This window comes from Vibrio sp. 2017_1457_13 (assembly GCF_030851525.1).
GTDB classification, from domain to species: domain Bacteria; phylum Pseudomonadota; class Gammaproteobacteria; order Enterobacterales; family Vibrionaceae; genus Vibrio; species Vibrio metschnikovii.
Genome location: NZ_VHTA01000005.1, coordinates 173,957 through 192,950 on the forward strand (window position 1 = coordinate 173,957; position 18,994 = coordinate 192,950).

The following is an 18,994-nucleotide window of genomic DNA, read 5'->3' on the forward strand; positions in this document are numbered from 1 at the left end:
TCTAATCCTATAATTTCGCTAAGGGGTGCTGAGTTTTGGCTGCCCGCTTTAGCGCTTCTTGCTGAAGACGTTTTATCAGCGTGTTAAGAGCTTGGTAGTCACACGTTTGGCTGTTTAGTGAAAATTTATTTTCATGCAGTGTATTCAGGGTTTGCTGTACTTGCTCTCGCTCTGCATGAGTCAATGGACTTTCATTTAACCAGCGTGAGAGTGCATGGTTAATCATCATCGCATCTTGAGTGGTTAAGGCATTCTGTAGCTGTTGCCAAGTGGAGCCAGGCTGAATGTTGGTTGTTTCTTGTTCATTCAATCGGGTATGTTTTCGATATAAACGCCAATACAATCCGAGCGTGACTAGCCAGAAAGTCGCCAATAAGGCGGCCAGATACGGCCATAATCCTGCCTCTTTAACAACTATTGTTTGAGCAGACACTGCTGTCGTATGGTTCGGATCAGAGGGCGAGATAGCATTGATTGGCTGAGTCGCCGAAACATCAAGGGATAAGCCTTTCGCTTGGCTTAATTGGGCCTGTTTAGTGTAGCTATTCCACCAATGAATATTGATATCAGGCAGTTGGATTTCACCACTTCGCCGTGGGATCAACACCTGTTTGAGTTGCATCAGTGTATTTCCGTTATCTAAAGTGGTGAATTGTGGCTTTTGCTCGTAAACGCTAATCGAATCAGGATAACTCAGAGCAAGAGTAGGCAGTTGCTCTGCAGAGAGCCCAGCCACTTGCAGGGTAATATCTCGGGTTAGAGCATCTCCTACTTCGAGATGATAAACGCTATCGGTGATTGGCGCGCCTTGGCTATTTGTCCAATGATCGGTGAGCGTTAACTGTGAGGTTGGTAGCCATGCCCCTTGGTAGTCACTCGGCTGTGGTTCAACCACTAATGAATAAGTGTTGGGTTCTGTGTTGAGGGGAATAATGCGCGCGCCACCATGTAACGTATTTCCTAAAAGGTATGAGCCTTGAAAACGAGGTTCAACTAAATGATATTCGCCTGCTTGAATCGCTGTTAAGCGATACTGCTGCTCAATAATGGTCGCTTCTATCCCTGCGATCACCGTCTGATATTGTTGAGTTTCACCAATCTGACCAATAGTCATCCCATCTACGGACGGTGGTGTGATGTGGGTGTTTTGTAAGCGGCGGCGATCCGCTTTGATGGTAAGGCGAGTTGTTAAAACGGTACTTTCTGCTGGATACAGAGTATCCCGTGACAAGGTACTCTGTAGTTGAACAAGTTCATCCATCTGTGGTGCTTGTTCATCAACACTGACTTGTATCGAGATGGGGTCGGTGTGTTGGCCGTTAAGCTCAAAGCTTGGGATAGTTAAGATCCCTAAGCGATTGGCGGCTAGCGATAATGTCCATTCGCTGCGCTGGCTGCGTTGATTATTAATGATATTGACTGAAGACGCAAAGCTTGGGCGGCTGGTAAAAAAGTCCTCTTCTAAATGACTAAAATCAATCGCTTCTGCATTGGCAGGTTGATCGCTGACAAGACGCAGCTGAAAGACCTCGTTTTGGACGACTTTATTTTTGCTGACCGTAGCATAAAACGATGCACTATAAGCCGAGAGGCTGATGCTAGTGAGCAATATCATTAGCCAAAATGAAAAGTTGAGTCGTAACAATTTCATCACCATGGATTACCTTGATTTTGGGGAGTTGATTTCTCTTGAGCTTGTAAATACAGCTGTGCACGTAATAAGAGACTCGGATCGCGAGCACTTTCGACTTGCTCTAAACGGCGCAGTAGCGGATCGCTTTCTTGTGTGCTAGCTGGGGTTTGATCCACCGTTGGCTCATGGGGCAAATCTGGTTCTAATGTATTCGGCTCGGTCGGTGTTGCTGCTGAGTCAGATGTCTTTTCATCCGCATGTAACGTATCTGTATTGGACGAAGCCGAAGGCTCTGCATTCGGGCTGTTATCTTGGGGTGATTCTGATTGTGTTGACGAATGTGAGTCATCACCGTTTTGGGGCGAGTTTTTCTCTTTCTCAGAGTTCGGATTGGCTTCGTTGGTCGGTGACGAATCTGCTTGCGACGAAGCATCGTCAGCGTCAGACTCTTGTTGCTGTTGCTGTTGCTGTTGCTGTTGCTGTTGCTGTTGCTGTTGCTGTTGCTGTTGCTGTTGCTGTTGCTGTTGCTGTTGCTGTTGCTGTTGCTGTTGCTGTTGCTGTTGCTGTTGCTGTTCAAGCGCTTTCTTTACCACCGTTAAATTATGCTGCGCATCAGTATGCTGCGGATTATTGGCGAGTATATGCTGATAACGTTGTAGCGCTTCGGTCAGCTCACCAGCTTGGGCGAAAGCATTGGCTAGATTGTATTGTACTTGCTCGCTGGGATTCTTGATTTGACTAAGCACGTCAATCGCACCTTGATAATCTCCGGCTTGATAGCGCGCAACACCTTGCCATTCTGGTTGAGAAAATAACTGTGCTGCGGTTTGATAATCACCTTGTTGATAAGCCTGTAGCGCTTGCTGATTTTGATTTAGCCATGCAGAGGCGTGTGCAGGTGAAACGGTTAAGCCACTACTCAGTGTTAGTAACGCAACCCAAATATAGCCACGTCTAAATAGTAATGCGGCTGGTAAAATGAGCAATAAAATCAACCAATAGCCGTGGTTTATTGGAATGGAGAGCTGAGCGGCTTGTGTGGATAATGAAGCCTGATACTGAGATTGAGTGGCACTTAATAGACGCATGATATCTTGATCGTCCCCTCGATAAGCAACGAATAAGCCTTGTACTTCGTTAGCTAAATCTTGCATCAGTGAAAAATTGGTTTTAGCAATGACCGGTTGGCCAGATTGATCGTTGAGCAGTGTGCCATCAGGCATAGCAATGGGTGCCCCACTTTCGGTTCCGATACCGAGCAAGCTTAACTGCCATGGTTTGCCTCGGACTAAAGAAGAGATCGCCGATGCTTCATTGGCGGAAAGGTCGTCGGCGATTAATAGAATATCGCCTTGTTGAAATCCCGCTTGTTGGAGCATCTCAATCGCCAGTGCGACCCCTGCCGCCGCATTGGCTCCCGGTAATGGCATGATACTTGGCGATAAGTTCGGAACTAAGCTCGCAATCGTGGCTGTGTCGGTAGTTAAAGGACTGACAATATAGGAATCCCCAGCGTAGGCGACCAAACCAGTGCTGCCTTCTTGCCAACCGTTGAGTAAATCGAGCACTTTGTAACGAGCTTGAGACAGTCGATTTGGCTTGATATCGGTAGCATACAGCGATCGTGACATGTCCATCACCACGACACGGCCACTCTGCTGGCTATAACTTGGCCGAGGCTGTTTTTCAAAACTAGGTCCTGCTAAAGCAATGAGGGCGATTAGCCAGCACGCACCGAGCCCACCCAAAACCAGTGATTGCCGCTGGCGAACTGCTAACCCTAATGCTTGGGCCAAATGGGGAGCAATAAGAGGTGTGGTTGTGGCATATCGCAAAAGCCAAATAAGCACGAGGCCAACAGGTAGGATCCCGAGTAACCATAGGGGCGAAAGAAACATAAACTCAGACATGATGTCTCCTCAGCATCATCAAAATGATAGAAAGTAACAAACTTAGTGCTAACGGATAGCTGAATATTTCTTTTTGAGGTCGCCACACATGAGTCGCTTGCTGAATCGGTTCAAGTTTATCGATCGTCTGATAAATGGTCTGTAAATCCTGTTTATCACGCGCTCGGAAATACTGTCCCCCCGTCAAATCGGCAATCTTTTGTAATGTTTCTTCATCAAGATCTTCAGCAGTATTAATACGACGCGTCATAAAAAAATCCCTGACCATCATTTCACCTGCACCGACACCCACCGTGTAAATCGTGGTGTGATACTGTTTGGCGATTTGCGCCGCTTCGATAGGGTCAAGTACGCCGGCATTGTTACTGCCATCACTGAGGAGGATCATCACCCGCTGCGGGGCATCACTCTCAATAAAGGTTTTGGTCGCGAGGCCAATACCATCGCCGATGGCAGTTTGAGTGCCAATCAGACGTAAAACGGCTTGATTAAGCTGTTGAGCGACGGTAGTTCTATCGAGAGTGAGCGGTGTTTGTAAATAGGCGTGATCCGCAAAAAAAATCAGTCCGAGACGATCGCCTTGCCGCTGAGCGATAAAGTCACTAAGTACCTGTTTGACCGCCGTGAGACGATCGATATAGTCATCGCCCATCTGCATGTCTTTTTGATTCATAGAATAAGACAAGTCGACCACCAACATCATGTCTCTATGAGGCTGAGAGTGTGTAATGGGTTCACCATACCAAACAGGGCGCGCAGCCGCTGCGACGAGGCTTATCCAAAGTGTTAGCACCAAACCTTTCATCAGCCATTGCTGTGGTTGGTGGTTATCACTGGACGGAGGAAGATAAGCGAGAGGTACTGCAGTAGTGGGTGGTTGCGGCGGTAAAAAAAAGTACACCAGCAGTGGCAGTGGCAGTAACGCCCACAGCCACCACCATACAAATTCAACGTTTGCCAAGGTTTCGTAAACTCCTCTTTGTTGGGGGCAACGCTTTATCTATCCACAAGTAGCAATCCGCAACCAAACGCTCCGGATGCTCGATGGGTTGTTTTTGATATAAGGCTTGTTGCCATAACGCGAGATTTGGCACAAAGAGTGGTTGCCCCAATTGGTTATCTAAAAAAACGTACCAGTCATGGCCCGTGAGGTGAGCAATATCTTCACGCGGGAAATAACACAGCGCGGCTTGTCTCAGCAATTCAATCGCAGAAGAGGGGGTTTGATAACCCGCAGGCATACCGAGTAAGCGTAATGCGGTTTTCTTCGGAGCGAGACGCTTACGTTTCCAGTGAATCAAAAAGGCAACCAGCAAGATAACGCTAACAGCGGCTGCCGCGCTTACCCACCATCCCCACGCTAATGGCCACCAAGAGGGCAAAGCAGGAAGATGAAGAGCATTAAGGTCGAGTAGTGATGAGGCTGCCTGCATTTAATTTAGAGTCCGGATAGTTGTGGTAACAAAGGCCGCCCACAAGAGAGTAGGCGATAGTCCATTGCCATACGTTGGCTCAATAATTTTAGTTTTAGTTTCTGAGATTCAAAGGATTTTTTGATACCGTCGCGGGTATTATTTGCTGAAAAGTTGAGCCAGAGCGTGTGTTGGTTATTTCTTACACGTTCTCTACCACGAAAAGCGGTGATCCCTTGCTCCAATGGATCGGCAATCTGTACTATTCGGACTTGATTATGGCGACTTAATCGACTCAAGAGTGGCTGCATTCCGTCATCATAGCGTACGAAATCGCTGAGCAAGATAATCTCACTGCCTTTAGGACAGAGTCGATCAAGCGTGAGTAAGCCTTCCTGCATGGAAGAATTTGACGCAGTGGTCGTCTGCTGCGCTTGTGTTTGTCTACTGATTAGTTCAGATAGAATACGTAATGCGCCATTACGCCGTGCGGTGGGTTTTAGTTCAATTAACCGGTTTCCAAGATCAATAACCGCGCCAATTCGATCTTGTTGCGCCACGGCTAACCAACTGATTAAACTTGCCATATGAGCGGCTTGCACGGATTTAAACAGTAAAGTTGAACCAAACTGCATCGAAGGGCTAAAATCGACATAAAGAATAACGGGCTTTTCTCGCTCTTCACAAAAAAGCTTAGTGTGTGGTTTACCCGTTCTTGCTGTCACTCGCCAATCAATGCTTCTAATATCATCGCCAGCCTGATACTGGCGCACTTCAGCAAAATCCATCCCACGACCAAGTTGACGGCTTTGGTGTTGACCGAGCAATGGAGCCCACAAACTTTTAGCTGGAGGGAGCCATTTCACGGCCTGTTGCTGGTAAGGCAGTAGTTCTTCAAGGCATAAGGTAACGCCATTGGCGTGCTCAGGTAATGATGATAGAGAAAGATTGGTCATCTATTTATCCTAGGCGCTGCCGACTAATGTCAGTAAGTGAGCAATAACTTGGTTAGGCGTGATGCCTTCTGCTTGTGCTTGATAAGTTAACAGTAATCGATGGCGAAGCACGGGATAGATCATCGCTTGAACATCCTCCGGGCTGACAAAGTCTCTGCCACTGAGCCAAGCATGAGCACGAGCACAACGGTCTAAGGCGATGGTTGCGCGTGGGCTAACCCCCATCTCAATCCATTGAGCTAGTGTTGGGTCATACTCACTGGGATGACGAGTGGCCATGATAAGGCGGATGATATACTGCTCGATGGCCTCAGCCATATGGATATTGAGTACGGTTTGTCGGGCAGAGAAAATATCCGATTGACTCAAGACGGGCGGAGTAATAGAACGCTGTCCCAGAGCTTCTCCACGGTTAAGACGCAAAATAGCCAATTCATGTTCAGCGTCAGGATAGTCAACTTCTAAATGCAATAAAAACCGATCCAACTGCGCCTCAGGTAAAGGATAAGTCCCTTCTTGCTCAATCGGGTTTTGTGTCGCCATCACCAGAAAAAGAGGCGGTAGTGGGTAGGTTTTACGACCTGCGGTGATCTGTTTTTCAGCCATTGCTTCTAGCATTGCCGCTTGTACCTTGGCTGGAGCACGGTTTATTTCATCAGCGAGAACCAGTGAATGAAAAATAGGCCCAGGTTGGAAGATGAATTCTCCCGTTTCTGGGCGGAAAATATCGGTACCGGTTAAGTCTGCTGGCAGTAAATCAGGGGTAAATTGTATACGATGAAACTCACCTTCAATGCATTCAGCCAGTGATTTTACCGCACGAGTTTTTGCTAATCCTGGGGGGCCTTCAACCAAAATATGCCCATCCGCCAGTAAAGCAATTAGCAACTGTTGGATTAATGAAGATTGACCAATCACTTGCTGGTTTAAATAGTCTTGTAGTGTTTGAAAGGTAGTTAACTGCATTGACCTTAAACTCCCGATAGAAAAATCAGCTTTTGGTCAATGTATTACCCGAAAAGTTCCCACCAATACAGCAAAAAAATGCGGTACTTGAACCGATTGGTGATGATTTCGACGCCGACATTACGATGAGAAATGGGACGAAGTTCGGTATATAAATAAATGATTGGAAGAATACTCACCAAATTGCAACCCATTTCGTGATTTTTAATGGTTTTGTGCTAAACATCTAAGTAGCAAAACTTCGATTTTATTAGTCTCAGCAGACATTGTTTGGTGAAGAGGATCCCATGCTCAAAAAATTAAGAATGACATCAAGACTGATCATTGTGTTCAGTATTCCTTTGACCATCAGTTTGTTACTGGCTGCTTGGATCGTAACCAATCAAGTCAGCTCCAGAGTGGTGGGGTTAGGAGAAACATCAGTCAGCCGTACGGCGCAAAGTAGTTCGGAAATGGTCAGCAGTTGGGTAGAAGCCCGCATGGCGGTTGTCCGCTCTTTAGCACAAACCGAGACGTTAGCTTCCGGAGATACGCAAGCCATTTTTAACTACGTTAAACACTTTGGCAAAAACATGAGTTCAGAATTTGAAGTGATGTTCTTTGTCGACTTAAAAGGGGATGCTTACCACCACAACGGCGTTGTTGCGAGTCGAGCCGATCGTGGTTACTTTCAGCAGTTAGTGGTACAAAAAACTCAGCAGTCACTGGTCAGTGACCCGCTTTATTCGGGAACTTCAGGCAATGCGATCATTGTTTTGGCTCATGTGGTAAAAAATCATCGTGGTGAAGTGATTGGTTTATTAGCCGCAACCGTAACGCTGAATACTTTGACTCAACTGGTTGATAGTGTCGCTACCAATAATGCAGAAGCGTGGCTGGTTGACTCGCGCGGTGTCTATGTGGCACATAAAACGGCAGCCAAACGCCTAAAAGATAATGCAACTCAGGACAGCAACACGGCTTACGCACAAATGAGTAGATTAATGGTTGCCGGTCAATCTGGGTTAACCGATCTGTATTTAGAAAATAAGCAACATTATATGGTGGCTTACCATCCGGTCGCGAATACCCCGGGTTGGTCGCTCGCGGTTGCTCAACCGTACGATGATATTATCTCTACGGCACGTGAATTAACCGTCACCTTGTTACTGGCGTTTGCGGTGACCTTGATTTTATTAATCGTCATCATTCTTTTGGTCGCTAAAATGATTGTCAGACCAATCAACGAAACGCGTGAGGCACTAGAGCAAATTGCTGCGGGAGATGGTGATTTAACTCAGCGTCTTAATGAAGAGCGCCACGATGAGTTTGGCGATTTGGCACGCAGCTTTAACGCGTTTGTGGGAGGGGTGCATAGCTTGGTAAAACAAGTGGCTGAAGCTTCCATTCAGTTAGGTGCCGCGGCTGAGCAATTGGCGGTTTCAAGCCGAGAAGCGAATGATCAAGTACAGAAACAACGTCACGAAACGGATCAAGTGGCTACCGCGATGACAGAAATGGCCGCAACGGTGAACCAAGTTGCAGAAAATGCCGGTAATGCGGCTCAAGCGGCGGACCGTTCAAGTAAATTTGCTCAAGAAGGTGAAGTCGTGGTGACGAAAACCACTAACGAAGTCCTGTCCTTAGCGAAAGAGGTACAAACCGCGGTTAATGTGATAGAGAAACTACAGCAAGACGCAGATTCTATCGGCAAAGTGCTTGAGGTGATTCGTAGCATCGCTGAGCAAACGAACTTACTGGCTCTTAATGCAGCAATTGAAGCTGCTCGAGCTGGTGAACATGGCCGAGGCTTTGCGGTGGTTGCAGATGAGGTTCGAACATTGGCGACACGTACGCAAAGTTCTACCGAAGAAATTCGTGACATTATCGAGAAACTACAATCAGCGTCGAAGAATGCTTCGCAAGTCATGGATGGTGGTTATCGTAAGGCTAATGAAGTGGTCGACTGGGCCGAACAGGCTTCGGAAAAGCTGCGTGAAATTACCACCGCAATCATTACGATCAATGACATGAACATCCAAATTGCGACGGCAACCGAGCAACAATCAATAGTGGCTGATGATGTAAACCAAACACTCAACCGAATCAGCGGTGGGGTAGAGCAATTATCCGATGGCTCAACCCATATTGCGGCGGCCAGTGATGAGTTGGCACGTTTAGCGACGGATCTACAGAATAGAGTCGGTCGCTTTAAGGTTTAAATTTTACTCTCTTTTCAATCAACATCGCCCCTAAAACTAGGGGCTTTTTTATATCTTTTCTACCTAAAAATCGAGTCATAGTCACTACCATTATTATTCTCAATGATCCTCAAAGAGCAATCGACAACGGCATCAATTTATTGAAAAAGTGTATGGTTGATTGACGGTCTCGCTGTCGCCTTACGCGATTGGAGTATTGATATTTGGTGAATAATTATTAGTTTTTAATGAATTGAAGGCTTACCATTATGGTGAGATATGCGTAAATATGAATTGGTTGCCGATTCTATTATACTCCTGACTTGATAATGTTGGTTCTACCCCCTGAAGGGATATCTATATAAGGTTGTACTATGTTTACATTCAAAAACATGACCATAAAAAGTAAGGTTGTGCTCGGTATGACGCTAGCCGTTTTAGCGTCGACGACCATTCTTGGTTTAATGGCTCAGCATCAAGCTAGGCAGACACTAGAGCACCGTTTGGTTGATATTGAGCTCCCAACGATGCTGCATCGAATTGCGGAACAAATTGATCGAGACGTTAGTACCCTATTGCAAGCTTCTCAACAGATTGCAAACAATGTGTTTATTCAAGAAGTGATTGCGACCACCGATAGAAATGCAGAGCAAGAAGCTCAGCTTGTTCTTCAGCTCAACAATATTCGTCAGCAATACCGTTTAGATGATGCTTCAGTGGCGAATCGAGAAACGGCTTTTTATTGGAATCAAAATGGATTTCTCCGCCAATTGAATCGTCAGCAAGATGGCTGGTTTTTTGGTTTCACGGACTCTCAACAGCCAACGATGGTCAGTATGTTTAGAGAGCCGACTGGTGAGGTGAAACTGTTTGCTAACTACCAAATTGTCAATGGGATTAGTATGTCAGGTTTGTCTAAATCAATGGATGACATGGTACGTTTATTGACCAGTTTTAAAATTGAACAAACCGGCTTTGTTTATCTGGCTAATGCTCAGGGTGAGATTCAAGTTCATCATCAAAATGATAAACATCAACGTTCATTAAGCCATATTTATGGGCCACAAGCTTCATCTCTACTTAATAAATCAACCTTTAATTTAATGACGGCTCAAGACAGTGGTGAAGAGGTATTTGTTGCCAGTCTCTATATCCCGAGTATGGATTGGTTTGTCGTTGCTTCTGTGCCTGTTCGAGAGGTTTTTGCTGATCTGAATAGCATGGGACAACGGATGATATTATTAACCTTGATGGTGGCTGGAGGGTTCATTGTTGTGGGGATTATTTTGGCCAACAGTATCGCCAAGCCTATCCGTCAGATCGCTCAACGATTTACCGATCTTGGACAAGGTGATGGCGACCTGTCTCAACGTATTGAGATTGAGGGCACCGATGAAATTGCTCAGTTATCACAAGGATTTAATGGTTTTATCGATAAAATTCATCAATCGATGAAAGAGGTTTCTGCGACGAGTCGAGCGTTGCATCATGCCGCTGCGAATGTGTCGAACAAATCGCAGACCACGTTTGATAATAACCAACATCAGCGTGAACAAACGGTTCAAGTGGTGACAGCGATGAATCAAATGGGTTCGACAATTAGTGAAATTGCCGCCAATGCTGCTACCGCTGCTGAAACCGCTAATGAGGCGGCAACCAGCACGCTACAAGGCAAAAAAGTGATCACTCAAGCTAAAAACACCATTGATCGTTTAGCTACTGATATCATGAATACCGGTGAAGTGGTTGGACAGTTGGCGAAGAAAACCCAAGATATAGGTAGTATTTTAGATGTGATCCGAGACATCTCTGATCAAACCAATTTATTAGCATTGAACGCAGCAATCGAAGCTGCGCGTGCAGGCGATCAAGGTCGGGGTTTTGCGGTGGTTGCCGATGAGGTTCGTAATTTAGCCAGTCGTACGGCAAGCTCGACCGAAGAAATACAAACTATGATTCATCAACTACAAGCTGATGCGAAAGCGGCGGTACAAGCAATGGAAACGGGGAGAAGCGTTTCAGCCGAGGGGGTTGAATTTACCCAATCAGCCGCTCAAGAATTAGAAATCATTTTACTGAAGATTCGAGACATTACTGATAGAAATACTCAAGTTGCTACGGCGACAGAAGAGCAATCGACGGTTGTTTACACCATTAATAGCAATGTTGAAGAAATTAATGTTGTGAATGAGAAAACGACGGTGACGGCAGAGCAACTCGCTCAAGCGAGCCAAGAGTTAAGTGACTTATCGCAGCGTCTTGATTCGATGGTGAGTAACTTTAAACTCTAACGTAGTCTAGCTACCTTGTGGTGACTTAAGTAGACTACAAGGTTTTTAATTGAAGAGGCATACTATGAAAGATATTGAACAAGAGTTAGAGAACATGACCGCTCAGCTTAGCGACCAACCTGAAACACCACTACCAAGTTTGGAAGAACAGCGTGCTTTGGTGGCTGAATTTAAGCGTTTAGAAGCGGCTGGTGAACTAACTCCAGAAATATTAGAGCAACATTTTGGGCCGTTTTTTGCTGCCAGTGATGCCCCTGTACACTAATTTTCTTTTTTTATTCAATCACAAAGGCGCTTTACTGCCTTTGTGATTTTCTGCCTATACCGTACGACGAGCAAATGTGATTTCTTGACGGTTTTTTAATCCATCCTAAACATTTCGTTGCCTAGCGAAAGCGTGATTCTACGCCTTGGGTCTCCACCATCAATAATTCCATAAAGGGGGATGGCGCTTTGCTCCAGCAACCTATAATCATGGTCACTATAATCGAATTGTTCTAGCGAGCTGCATTCATTGATTTTTTAAGTTTTCTTTCGCTGGCTAGATAAACAGGAGTATTCAAGATGATCAGTTCTCAGCCGACGGATGTCATTTTACATGTTTTTGATTGGCCTTATGCCAAAGTTACCGAGCATGCGTCAAAGATTGCCAAAGCAGGCTATAAAGCCGTATTAGTTTCACCGCCGATGAAGTCTTACCAACAACCGAGTGGTACTCCTTGGTGGCAGCGTTATCAGCCACAAGATTATCGAGTGATTGATAATCAATTGGGCAATACCAGCACGTTTCAAGCGATGGTTACGAGTTTAGAAGCGCTGGGTTTATGGGTGTATGCTGATGTGGTATTTAATCACATGGCCAATGAATCAACCCATCGCTTGGACTTACAATATCCAAGTGATGACGATCTTAACGACTATGCTCAGCGTGATGAGTATTACCAACAACAACGTTTGTTTGGTGACTTATCTCAACCCCTGTTTACCGAAGATGATTTTGTCGAAGCCTTTGGTATTAAAGATTGGCAAGATAAATGGCAAGTGCAAAACGGACGTATTTCAGGTGGTCCACATGATGCAGGTTTACCTACATTACGTGATAATCCTCATGTCGTTGCACAGCAGCAAGCCTATCTGTTGGCGCTAAAAGCAATGGGCGTGAAAGGGTTTCGGATTGATGCTGCCAAGCATATGACCATTGAGCATCTCAAGCGTGTATGGAGTGAAGAGATCACTCATGATGTGCATATTTTTGGCGAGATCATCACCGATGGTGGAGCGACCAAAGCGGAATATAAACTGTTTTTAGAGCCCTATTTAGAGCAAACCCGTTTGGGAGCTTATGACTTCCCCTTATTTCAGACTGTCTTTAATGCGTTACAGCCGAAAGGCAGTTTAAAAGCGTTAATTGACCCCTACTGTTTTGGTGAAGCGTTATCGAAAGAGCGCGCTATCACCTTTGCTATTACTCATGATATTCCTAATAACGATGTGTTTATGGATCTCGTGATGTCAGAAACGTTAGAGTCGCTGGCGTATAGCTATATTCTTGGTAGAGATGGCGGAGTACCGTTGATCTACACGGATTTAAACCCAAGTGGACTCTGTGCTCGCAATGGAAAACCGCGTTGGCAGAATGCTTGGTGTGATCCTAAAATTTTGGCTGGGATTGCCTTTCATAATCAAATGCATGGGCTACCCATGTTACCTATCGAAGCCAGTGATGATCTATTGGTCTTTCGCCGAGGTGAACAAGGGGTCGTGATCATCAATAAATCGGCTCGCAGCCAATCTGTTGAGCTTAAGCAATGGACGAATGGATTGTACGATCTCTACACTGGTGAGACGTTTGAAGCCCAAGGTAGTATGACGACTATTGAAACGCCAGCAATGAGCAGCCGAATGCTAGTGCTTCAACGCTAGTGGATGAATGGTATTCTTTTGATGAAAAAAGCGCCTCTTGAATCGATAAGTTGATATCAAGAGGCAAGACGTCGTTAGCGAGATGTTTAGAGAGTTTAAGCCGTTTGAATCGTTAATATCTGTAATATCTGTGCATTAACCAGAAGCGAGTTACCTTATTATTTTAGTAATGATGACGAAAAACGCCAATGAGCGGCTCAATAAATGTACATTTTATGGTTTTTGCTGGAGCAGTCTCTCATTTTTTTTCTGATCTTTCTCTCTCATTGACTCATCCATCCCCTGTGACTAATCCACTAAAAACTGATTTATAGCAAGTTATCTTATTAGCAAAGACGTACTATCAAAAGTAATCAGTAGCGTATCAAGCCACATCGTCTCCGTCTATTGGGCGAAGATGGGCTTTGATGTTGTATACGTTTTTAATTGCCTTGCCGAATAGTGAGTATTTACTATGCAGAATCTTGTTGATCGTTTTTTACGCTATGTGACTTATGATACCCAATCTAAGCCGAAAAATACGCACACGCCCAGCTCCAGTGGGCAAATGGTTTTTGCGCGGCACCTTGTTGAAGAATTACAGCAAATCGGATTAACTGAGGCGAGTGTGGATGAATACGGCTATGTAATGGCCTGCTTGCCCTCTAATGTTCACTATACGGTTCCTGCCATCGGGTTTATCGCTCATTTAGATACGGCACCAGACGCTTCAGGTAAACACGTCAAACCGCAGATTGTCGAACATTATCAAGGGGGAGACATTGCTCTTGGTAAAGGCGATGAAATTCTCTCACCGATTCAATATCCAGAGCTGCATCAACTTCACGGTGAGCACTTAATCACGACCGATGGCCATACCTTGCTCGGCGCTGATAATAAGGCAGGCATTGCCGAAATCATTACCGCCATTGAGATGCTGATTGCCGATCCTTCCATTCCTCACGGTGATATTTACATCGCTTTCACTCCTGATGAAGAAATTGGTCGTGGTGCTGATCATTTTAATCGGCAAAAGTTCGCAGCAGAGTGGGCCTACACCGTTGATGGTGGTCCTGTCGGGGAGCTGGAGTTTGAAAACTTCTATGCAGCTACCGCTCAGGTTATTTGCCACGGTGTTAATGTTCATCCTGGAACAGCAAAGAATAAAATGGTGAATTCGATGTATCTCGCCAGTGACTTCATTGCCATGATGCCGATACAAGAGACTCCAGAGAATACCGATGGCTATCAAGGTTTTTATCATCTTAAATCCGCTAAGATGAGCGTTGCATTATCACAGTTAGATTACTTAATTCGTGATTTTTCACGTCAAGGTTTTGCCGATCGTAAAGCATTTATGCAGCAACAAGTACAACGGCTTAATCAACGTTTGGCTAAAGGCCATATTGAATTAGTCATAACGGATCAGTATGCGAATATGAAAGAGCAAGTGATGGCGCACCCACATATCATTGAATTAGCCCAATCAGCGATGCTTGAGTGTGGTATCTCGCCAATCATTAAGCCTATCCGTGGTGGAACAGATGGTGCGCGTTTATCTTTTATGGGATTACCTTGCCCGAACCTTTTTACTGGCGGCTATAACTTCCATGGTATTCATGAGTTTATTACTATTGAGGGAATGGAGAAAGCAGTTCAAGTGATTGTGAAATTAGCAGAGAAAACCGCACAGCGTTACGCATAAAGGTTTGTTGTCAATCAACGCTAAGGGATCGCTTTAGCGTTTTTTTATGGTTTTTGGATGCCTAAGCAACTTCATGTAGGCATAAGACCATCAATACGGTATAAAACACTCAATAAAAAAGATAATGGATTAGGAATTTTTACCATGCAACATCTCTACGTCGCCATTGCGTTTTTACAAGAAAATAAGTTGATATTAACGCTACTTATTATTTTCTTGATCATGGCACTAAAACGGTTAGTGCTATCGCAAATTCGTGGTGAAGTCTCTTTTTTGACTGAAGAGCAGCGTAAATGGATGTCACGGACCAAAAATGGTGCTTTTGTTGCCACGATTTTAATTTTATTTTTACTCTGGAAATCAGAGATCAGTCAGTTTGCACTATCGGTAACCGCGATTGCCATCGCCATTGTCGTGGCTTCAAAAGAGATCATTCTTTGCTTCACCGGTTCAATTCAACGTGCCAGCTCTCGCTCATTTCGTATGGGGGATTGGATAGAAGTGGGCAAACTGTGTGGTGAAGTGATTGAGCACAACATGATGGCGACCGTCATTCAAGAGATTGATTTGCAGCATGGTCAATACCATTACACAGGCAAGACGGCGACGCTACCTAACAGCATGTTTTTCACTTACCCAGTGAAAAATTTAAACTTTATGAAGCGTTATGTCTTCCATAATTTCACCATTATCGTGCCCCGATTCGTTAATTTGTATCCCTTGTTACCGATCATGTATCAGCGAATGGAAACGCATTTTGCTCATTTTATTGATGTTGCTCGGCGTTATAACAATATGATTGAGAAACATGCTGGCGTTGATTTACCCAGTGCTGAGCCGCACATTGAAATTTCCAGTGCAGGGGCGGGCGAGCAAGTGGTGCACTTTATGATCTTTTGCCCAACCGATAAAGCGAACCAATTAGAGCAATTGATCCGCCGAGATTTTATGGAGGCGTATGAAAAAGCTTTTCCACCTGAGCCAGCCGTAGCGCAAGAACCCGCCCAAGAGAGTGAGAGTTAACGCGTCAAGTCATTCAATACTGTGTTTTTTGTGCAGTTGTATGCCAAGTCGTTTGGCAAGACGAGTTAAGTTGGCACGATCCACATCGAGTCTTCGTGCCGCTTGAGCCCAGTTGTATTCTGCTTCCTCCAAAGCTTGACAGATCAATTGACGTTGAAACGCATCGGTTGCAGTGCGTAAGCCTAATGATTCCTGATCTGACGCCCTGACAGCTTGCTCGGCACAAGCTTGTGGAGGATGAGTCGCGATTAAAGATTCATCGAGAGTTCCTATTTCCATTAAATCAATGGTCACTAAGGATTGGTTAGGCTTTAGAGCGCGAGCTTTGAGTGCGGAACGATTAATGACATGCTCTAACTCTCGAACATTGCCAGGCCATGAATAATGGATCAGGTAACTGAGCGCTGGGGCGGCGATTTTTAATTGCACGATACCGAGTTTACGCCGGGTTTGTTCCAGAAAGTACCCGACTAATAAGGCAATATCACCGGTGCGCTCACGAAGTGGGGGGACCCAAATTGGGTAAACACTTAATCGATGGTAAAGATCGGCTCGAAAACGGCCGGCTTGAACCTCTTGTTTTAAATCCCGATTCGTTGCGGCGAGAATACGAACATTGACGGTTTGTACCGTATCTTGACCGACAGGTTGAATCTCATTGTTTTGTAATACACGCAGTAATTTACTTTGCGCTAATAAAGGCAATTCGCCAATCTCATCTAAAAATAACGTTCCCCCATCGGCTAAAGCAAATTTCCCCATTCGATGACGTTCAGCGCCGGTAAAAGCGCCTTTTACATGCCCAAATAGCTCACTTTCGACTAAATTTTCAGGGATAGCCGCACAGTTCACATAGACCATAGGTTGGTGTTTGCGAGCAGATAGCTGGTGAATGGTACGCGCAATCAACTCTTTTCCGACCCCTGTTTCACCATGAATCATAATGGTGAGATCGGAGGGAGCGACAACGTGGATATCCGACATCATGATCCGTATAGCATCACTATTGCCAATGATGTCCCCTTTTTCTCGTTGCCAAACGTCTTCGTTGAGGGCTTCTAGACGCTGCTGGCTATATTTAGCCTGAGCTTCCAGTTGTGAGAGAGTCAACGCTAACTTCAATGTTGAGGCCGCGATCGCCGCTAAAGCCTCTAGACTGCGCATGGGTATGTCATTAAAAGCATTGGGGGTGAGGCTATCGAGGGTCAGAACGCCTAATAATACATCGCCAAAGAGCAAAGGTAGACCCATACAAGCGTGAATCGGCAGATCATCGTCATGCTCCATCAGTAAACCATCAAAAGGATCGGGGAGTGGGCAGTCGGCTCCGAATCGCACTGGAGAGCTCGATTGGCAAATAATATCCAGTCTCGGGTGCTCTGAGATGATAAAACGCCGCCCCAGTGTATCTCTGGTTAAGCCTTGCATCGCTAGTGGAATAAGCGTGTCATTTTGCCGTGACATCAACACCACACAGTCACATTGAATGGTCTTGCGAATCGCATCCAATAAGCGATGAAAACGATCTTGATCGTTAATACCGCTGGCTAAGCCAATCGTCATGTCTACTACGGTGGAAACAGAAAAATCTTGCATGGTCATCGCTCCTTTTGGACATGATAGAGTCAAAATGACTAATTTAAAAGAAGTTAATTTGACATGATTTTATAAGGGGATTATATGGTTTTCTTTTAATAACAATAGGTTAAGTTTTGGCATTGAACCTGCAAATGGGATAGTGGAAGTCAGTTTATTTTCAATTATCTTATATCAGGAGACGTCGATTTATGCTCAACAACCATACTATCGCAATCATTAAAAGTACGATTCCTTTACTAGAGTCTGCAGGCCCCGCACTTACGGCCCATTTTTATCAGCGTATGTTTACTCATAACCCTGAATTAAAAGATATTTTTAATATGACCCATCAAAAAACAGGTCGCCAAAGTGTTGCTCTGTTTAGTGCTGTCGCCGCTTACGCTAAAAATATCGATAACTTAGCGGCTCTCACTAGCGCTGTTGAACGTATCGCTCATAAACATACTAGTTTTAATATCCAACCGGATCATTATCAAATCGTCGGTCATCATTTGATTGAAACATTACGAGAGTTAGCACCAGAGGCTTTTACGAGCGAAGTAGAACAAGCGTGGACAGAAGCCTATCTCTTCTTAGCACAAATTTTTATTGATCGAGAAGGTGAGCTCTATTTACAGCGTAAACAAGCGATCGGCGGTTGGTCTAATGCGCGCGAGTTTATTGTCGCAGACAAGCGTCCAGAATCATTATTGGTGACCAGTTTTATCCTAAAACCCAAAGATGGTTTACCAGTACTTGCTCATCAAGCAGGTCAGTATATAGGATTAGAAGTGAAACCTGCGGGGCATCGATATCAAGAAATCCGCCAATATTCGTTATCTCACGCGACAAACGGCGAGTATTACCGGATATCGGTTAAGCGTGAAGGAGCGGACAATCAAAACGCAGGGGTAGTCTCGCACTATTTGCACGATAACGTTCAAGTTGGCGACTCGGTTGCTCTATATGCGCCAGCGGGTGATTTTTACTACGTTGAGCGTCAGCGTCCAGTGGTACTTATTTCTGCTGGCGTCGGTGTTACTCCGATGCAAGCGATGTTACAGACTCTTGCCGAGCAGGATAAAAATCGGGTTCATTATTTATACGCTTGTCATGATCGACAACAACACACCTTTTTAGAAGAAACGGCGACACTCATCGCAGCCCAGCAAACCTCAGGCAAAGAATGGCAACAGCAGGTTTGGTATTTACGTGGTGAAGGCGCTAATACGCATACTGGTCAAATGGATTTATCAGCCGTAACTTTGCCAATTGATGACGGGGATTATTATCTCTGTGGTCCACTTGGTTTTATGGAAAATACAGTCAAACAGTTGATGAGTTTAGGCGTTGATGCGGAACGGATTCATTATGAAGTGTTTGGCCCTCATGCCGAGCTGAATCGTTAAGATATGAGAATATAAAATGAAAATAGCCA

The 18,994-nt window shown here is 45.0% G+C and carries 14 protein-coding genes; 7 read left to right on the forward strand and 7 right to left on the reverse strand.

Annotation, left to right across the window (positions count from 1 at the left end):
* Window positions 1-7: 7 nt before the first annotated feature.
* From FKN88_RS08415 to FKN88_RS08440, 6 genes are read right to left on the reverse strand one after another with little or no spacing between them, the layout of a single operon-like run.
* A complete protein-coding gene (locus FKN88_RS08415) occupies window positions 8-1,651 on the reverse strand; it encodes a BatD family protein (protein WP_154170869.1) in 1,644 nt (547 codons plus the stop codon).
* The gene (locus tag FKN88_RS08420) at window positions 1,651-3,543 is read right to left on the reverse strand and encodes a VWA domain-containing protein (protein WP_306690723.1); all 1,893 of its coding nucleotides are present in this window, start codon (window positions 3,541-3,543) and stop codon (window positions 1,651-1,653) included. The genes FKN88_RS08415 and FKN88_RS08420 overlap by 1 nt, the downstream gene beginning before the upstream one ends.
* Window positions 3,536-4,504: a VWA domain-containing protein gene (locus tag FKN88_RS08425; RefSeq protein ID WP_170904429.1), complete on the reverse strand. Its 969-nt coding sequence runs from the start codon at window positions 4,502-4,504 to the stop codon at window positions 3,536-3,538. The genes FKN88_RS08420 and FKN88_RS08425 overlap by 8 nt, the downstream gene beginning before the upstream one ends.
* Window positions 4,491-4,976, reverse strand: coding sequence for a DUF4381 domain-containing protein (locus FKN88_RS08430; protein ID WP_154170870.1), 486 nt, complete (start codon window positions 4,974-4,976; stop codon window positions 4,491-4,493). The genes FKN88_RS08425 and FKN88_RS08430 overlap by 14 nt, the downstream gene beginning before the upstream one ends.
* Window positions 4,977-4,981: 5 nt before the next feature.
* Entirely contained in the window at window positions 4,982-5,911 is a 930-nt protein-coding gene (locus tag FKN88_RS08435; RefSeq protein WP_154170871.1) for a DUF58 domain-containing protein, read from the reverse strand.
* 9 nt (window positions 5,912-5,920) lie between these two features.
* Window positions 5,921-6,877: a MoxR family ATPase gene (locus FKN88_RS08440; RefSeq protein ID WP_170906140.1), complete on the reverse strand. Its 957-nt coding sequence runs from the start codon at window positions 6,875-6,877 to the stop codon at window positions 5,921-5,923.
* Between the two features lie 287 nt (window positions 6,878-7,164).
* On the opposite strand from FKN88_RS08440, the gene FKN88_RS08445 reads away from it, so the two are divergent.
* The 6 genes from FKN88_RS08445 (at window position 7,165) to FKN88_RS08470 (ending at window position 15,978) form a co-directional block, all read left to right on the forward strand.
* Entirely contained in the window at window positions 7,165-9,078 is a 1,914-nt protein-coding gene (locus tag FKN88_RS08445) for a methyl-accepting chemotaxis protein (protein WP_154170872.1), read from the forward strand.
* A gap of 353 nt (window positions 9,079-9,431) precedes the next feature.
* On the forward strand, window positions 9,432-11,348 hold the full coding sequence (locus FKN88_RS08450; RefSeq protein WP_154170873.1) for a methyl-accepting chemotaxis protein: 1,917 nt from the start codon (window positions 9,432-9,434) through the stop codon (window positions 11,346-11,348).
* A gap of 64 nt (window positions 11,349-11,412) precedes the next feature.
* Window positions 11,413-11,613 carry a restriction endonuclease subunit S gene (locus FKN88_RS08455; protein WP_154170874.1) on the forward strand — a complete coding sequence of 67 codons (201 nt, stop codon included), beginning with the start codon at window positions 11,413-11,415 and terminating at the stop codon, window positions 11,611-11,613.
* Window positions 11,614-11,912: 299 nt separating this feature from the next.
* Window positions 11,913-13,271, forward strand: coding sequence for an alpha-amylase family protein (locus FKN88_RS08460; protein ID WP_154170875.1), 1,359 nt, complete (start codon window positions 11,913-11,915; stop codon window positions 13,269-13,271).
* 454 nt (window positions 13,272-13,725) lie between these two features.
* A complete protein-coding gene (pepT, locus tag FKN88_RS08465) occupies window positions 13,726-14,955 on the forward strand; it encodes a peptidase T (RefSeq protein WP_306687432.1) in 1,230 nt (409 codons plus the stop codon).
* Window positions 14,956-15,099: 144 nt separating this feature from the next.
* Complete coding sequence (locus FKN88_RS08470) at window positions 15,100-15,978, forward strand: mechanosensitive ion channel family protein (protein ID WP_072670949.1); 879 nt, start codon at window positions 15,100-15,102, stop codon at window positions 15,976-15,978.
* A gap of 9 nt (window positions 15,979-15,987) precedes the next feature.
* Here the strand turns inward: FKN88_RS08470 and norR are convergent, their stop codons facing one another.
* Window positions 15,988-17,574 carry a nitric oxide reductase transcriptional regulator NorR gene (gene norR / locus FKN88_RS08475; protein WP_306687431.1) on the reverse strand — a complete coding sequence of 529 codons (1,587 nt, stop codon included), beginning with the start codon at window positions 17,572-17,574 and terminating at the stop codon, window positions 15,988-15,990.
* Window positions 17,575-17,765: 191 nt separating this feature from the next.
* On the opposite strand from norR, the gene hmpA reads away from it, so the two are divergent.
* A complete protein-coding gene (gene hmpA / locus FKN88_RS08480) occupies window positions 17,766-18,965 on the forward strand; it encodes an NO-inducible flavohemoprotein (protein ID WP_306687430.1) in 1,200 nt (399 codons plus the stop codon).
* Window positions 18,966-18,994 lie beyond the last annotated feature (29 nt).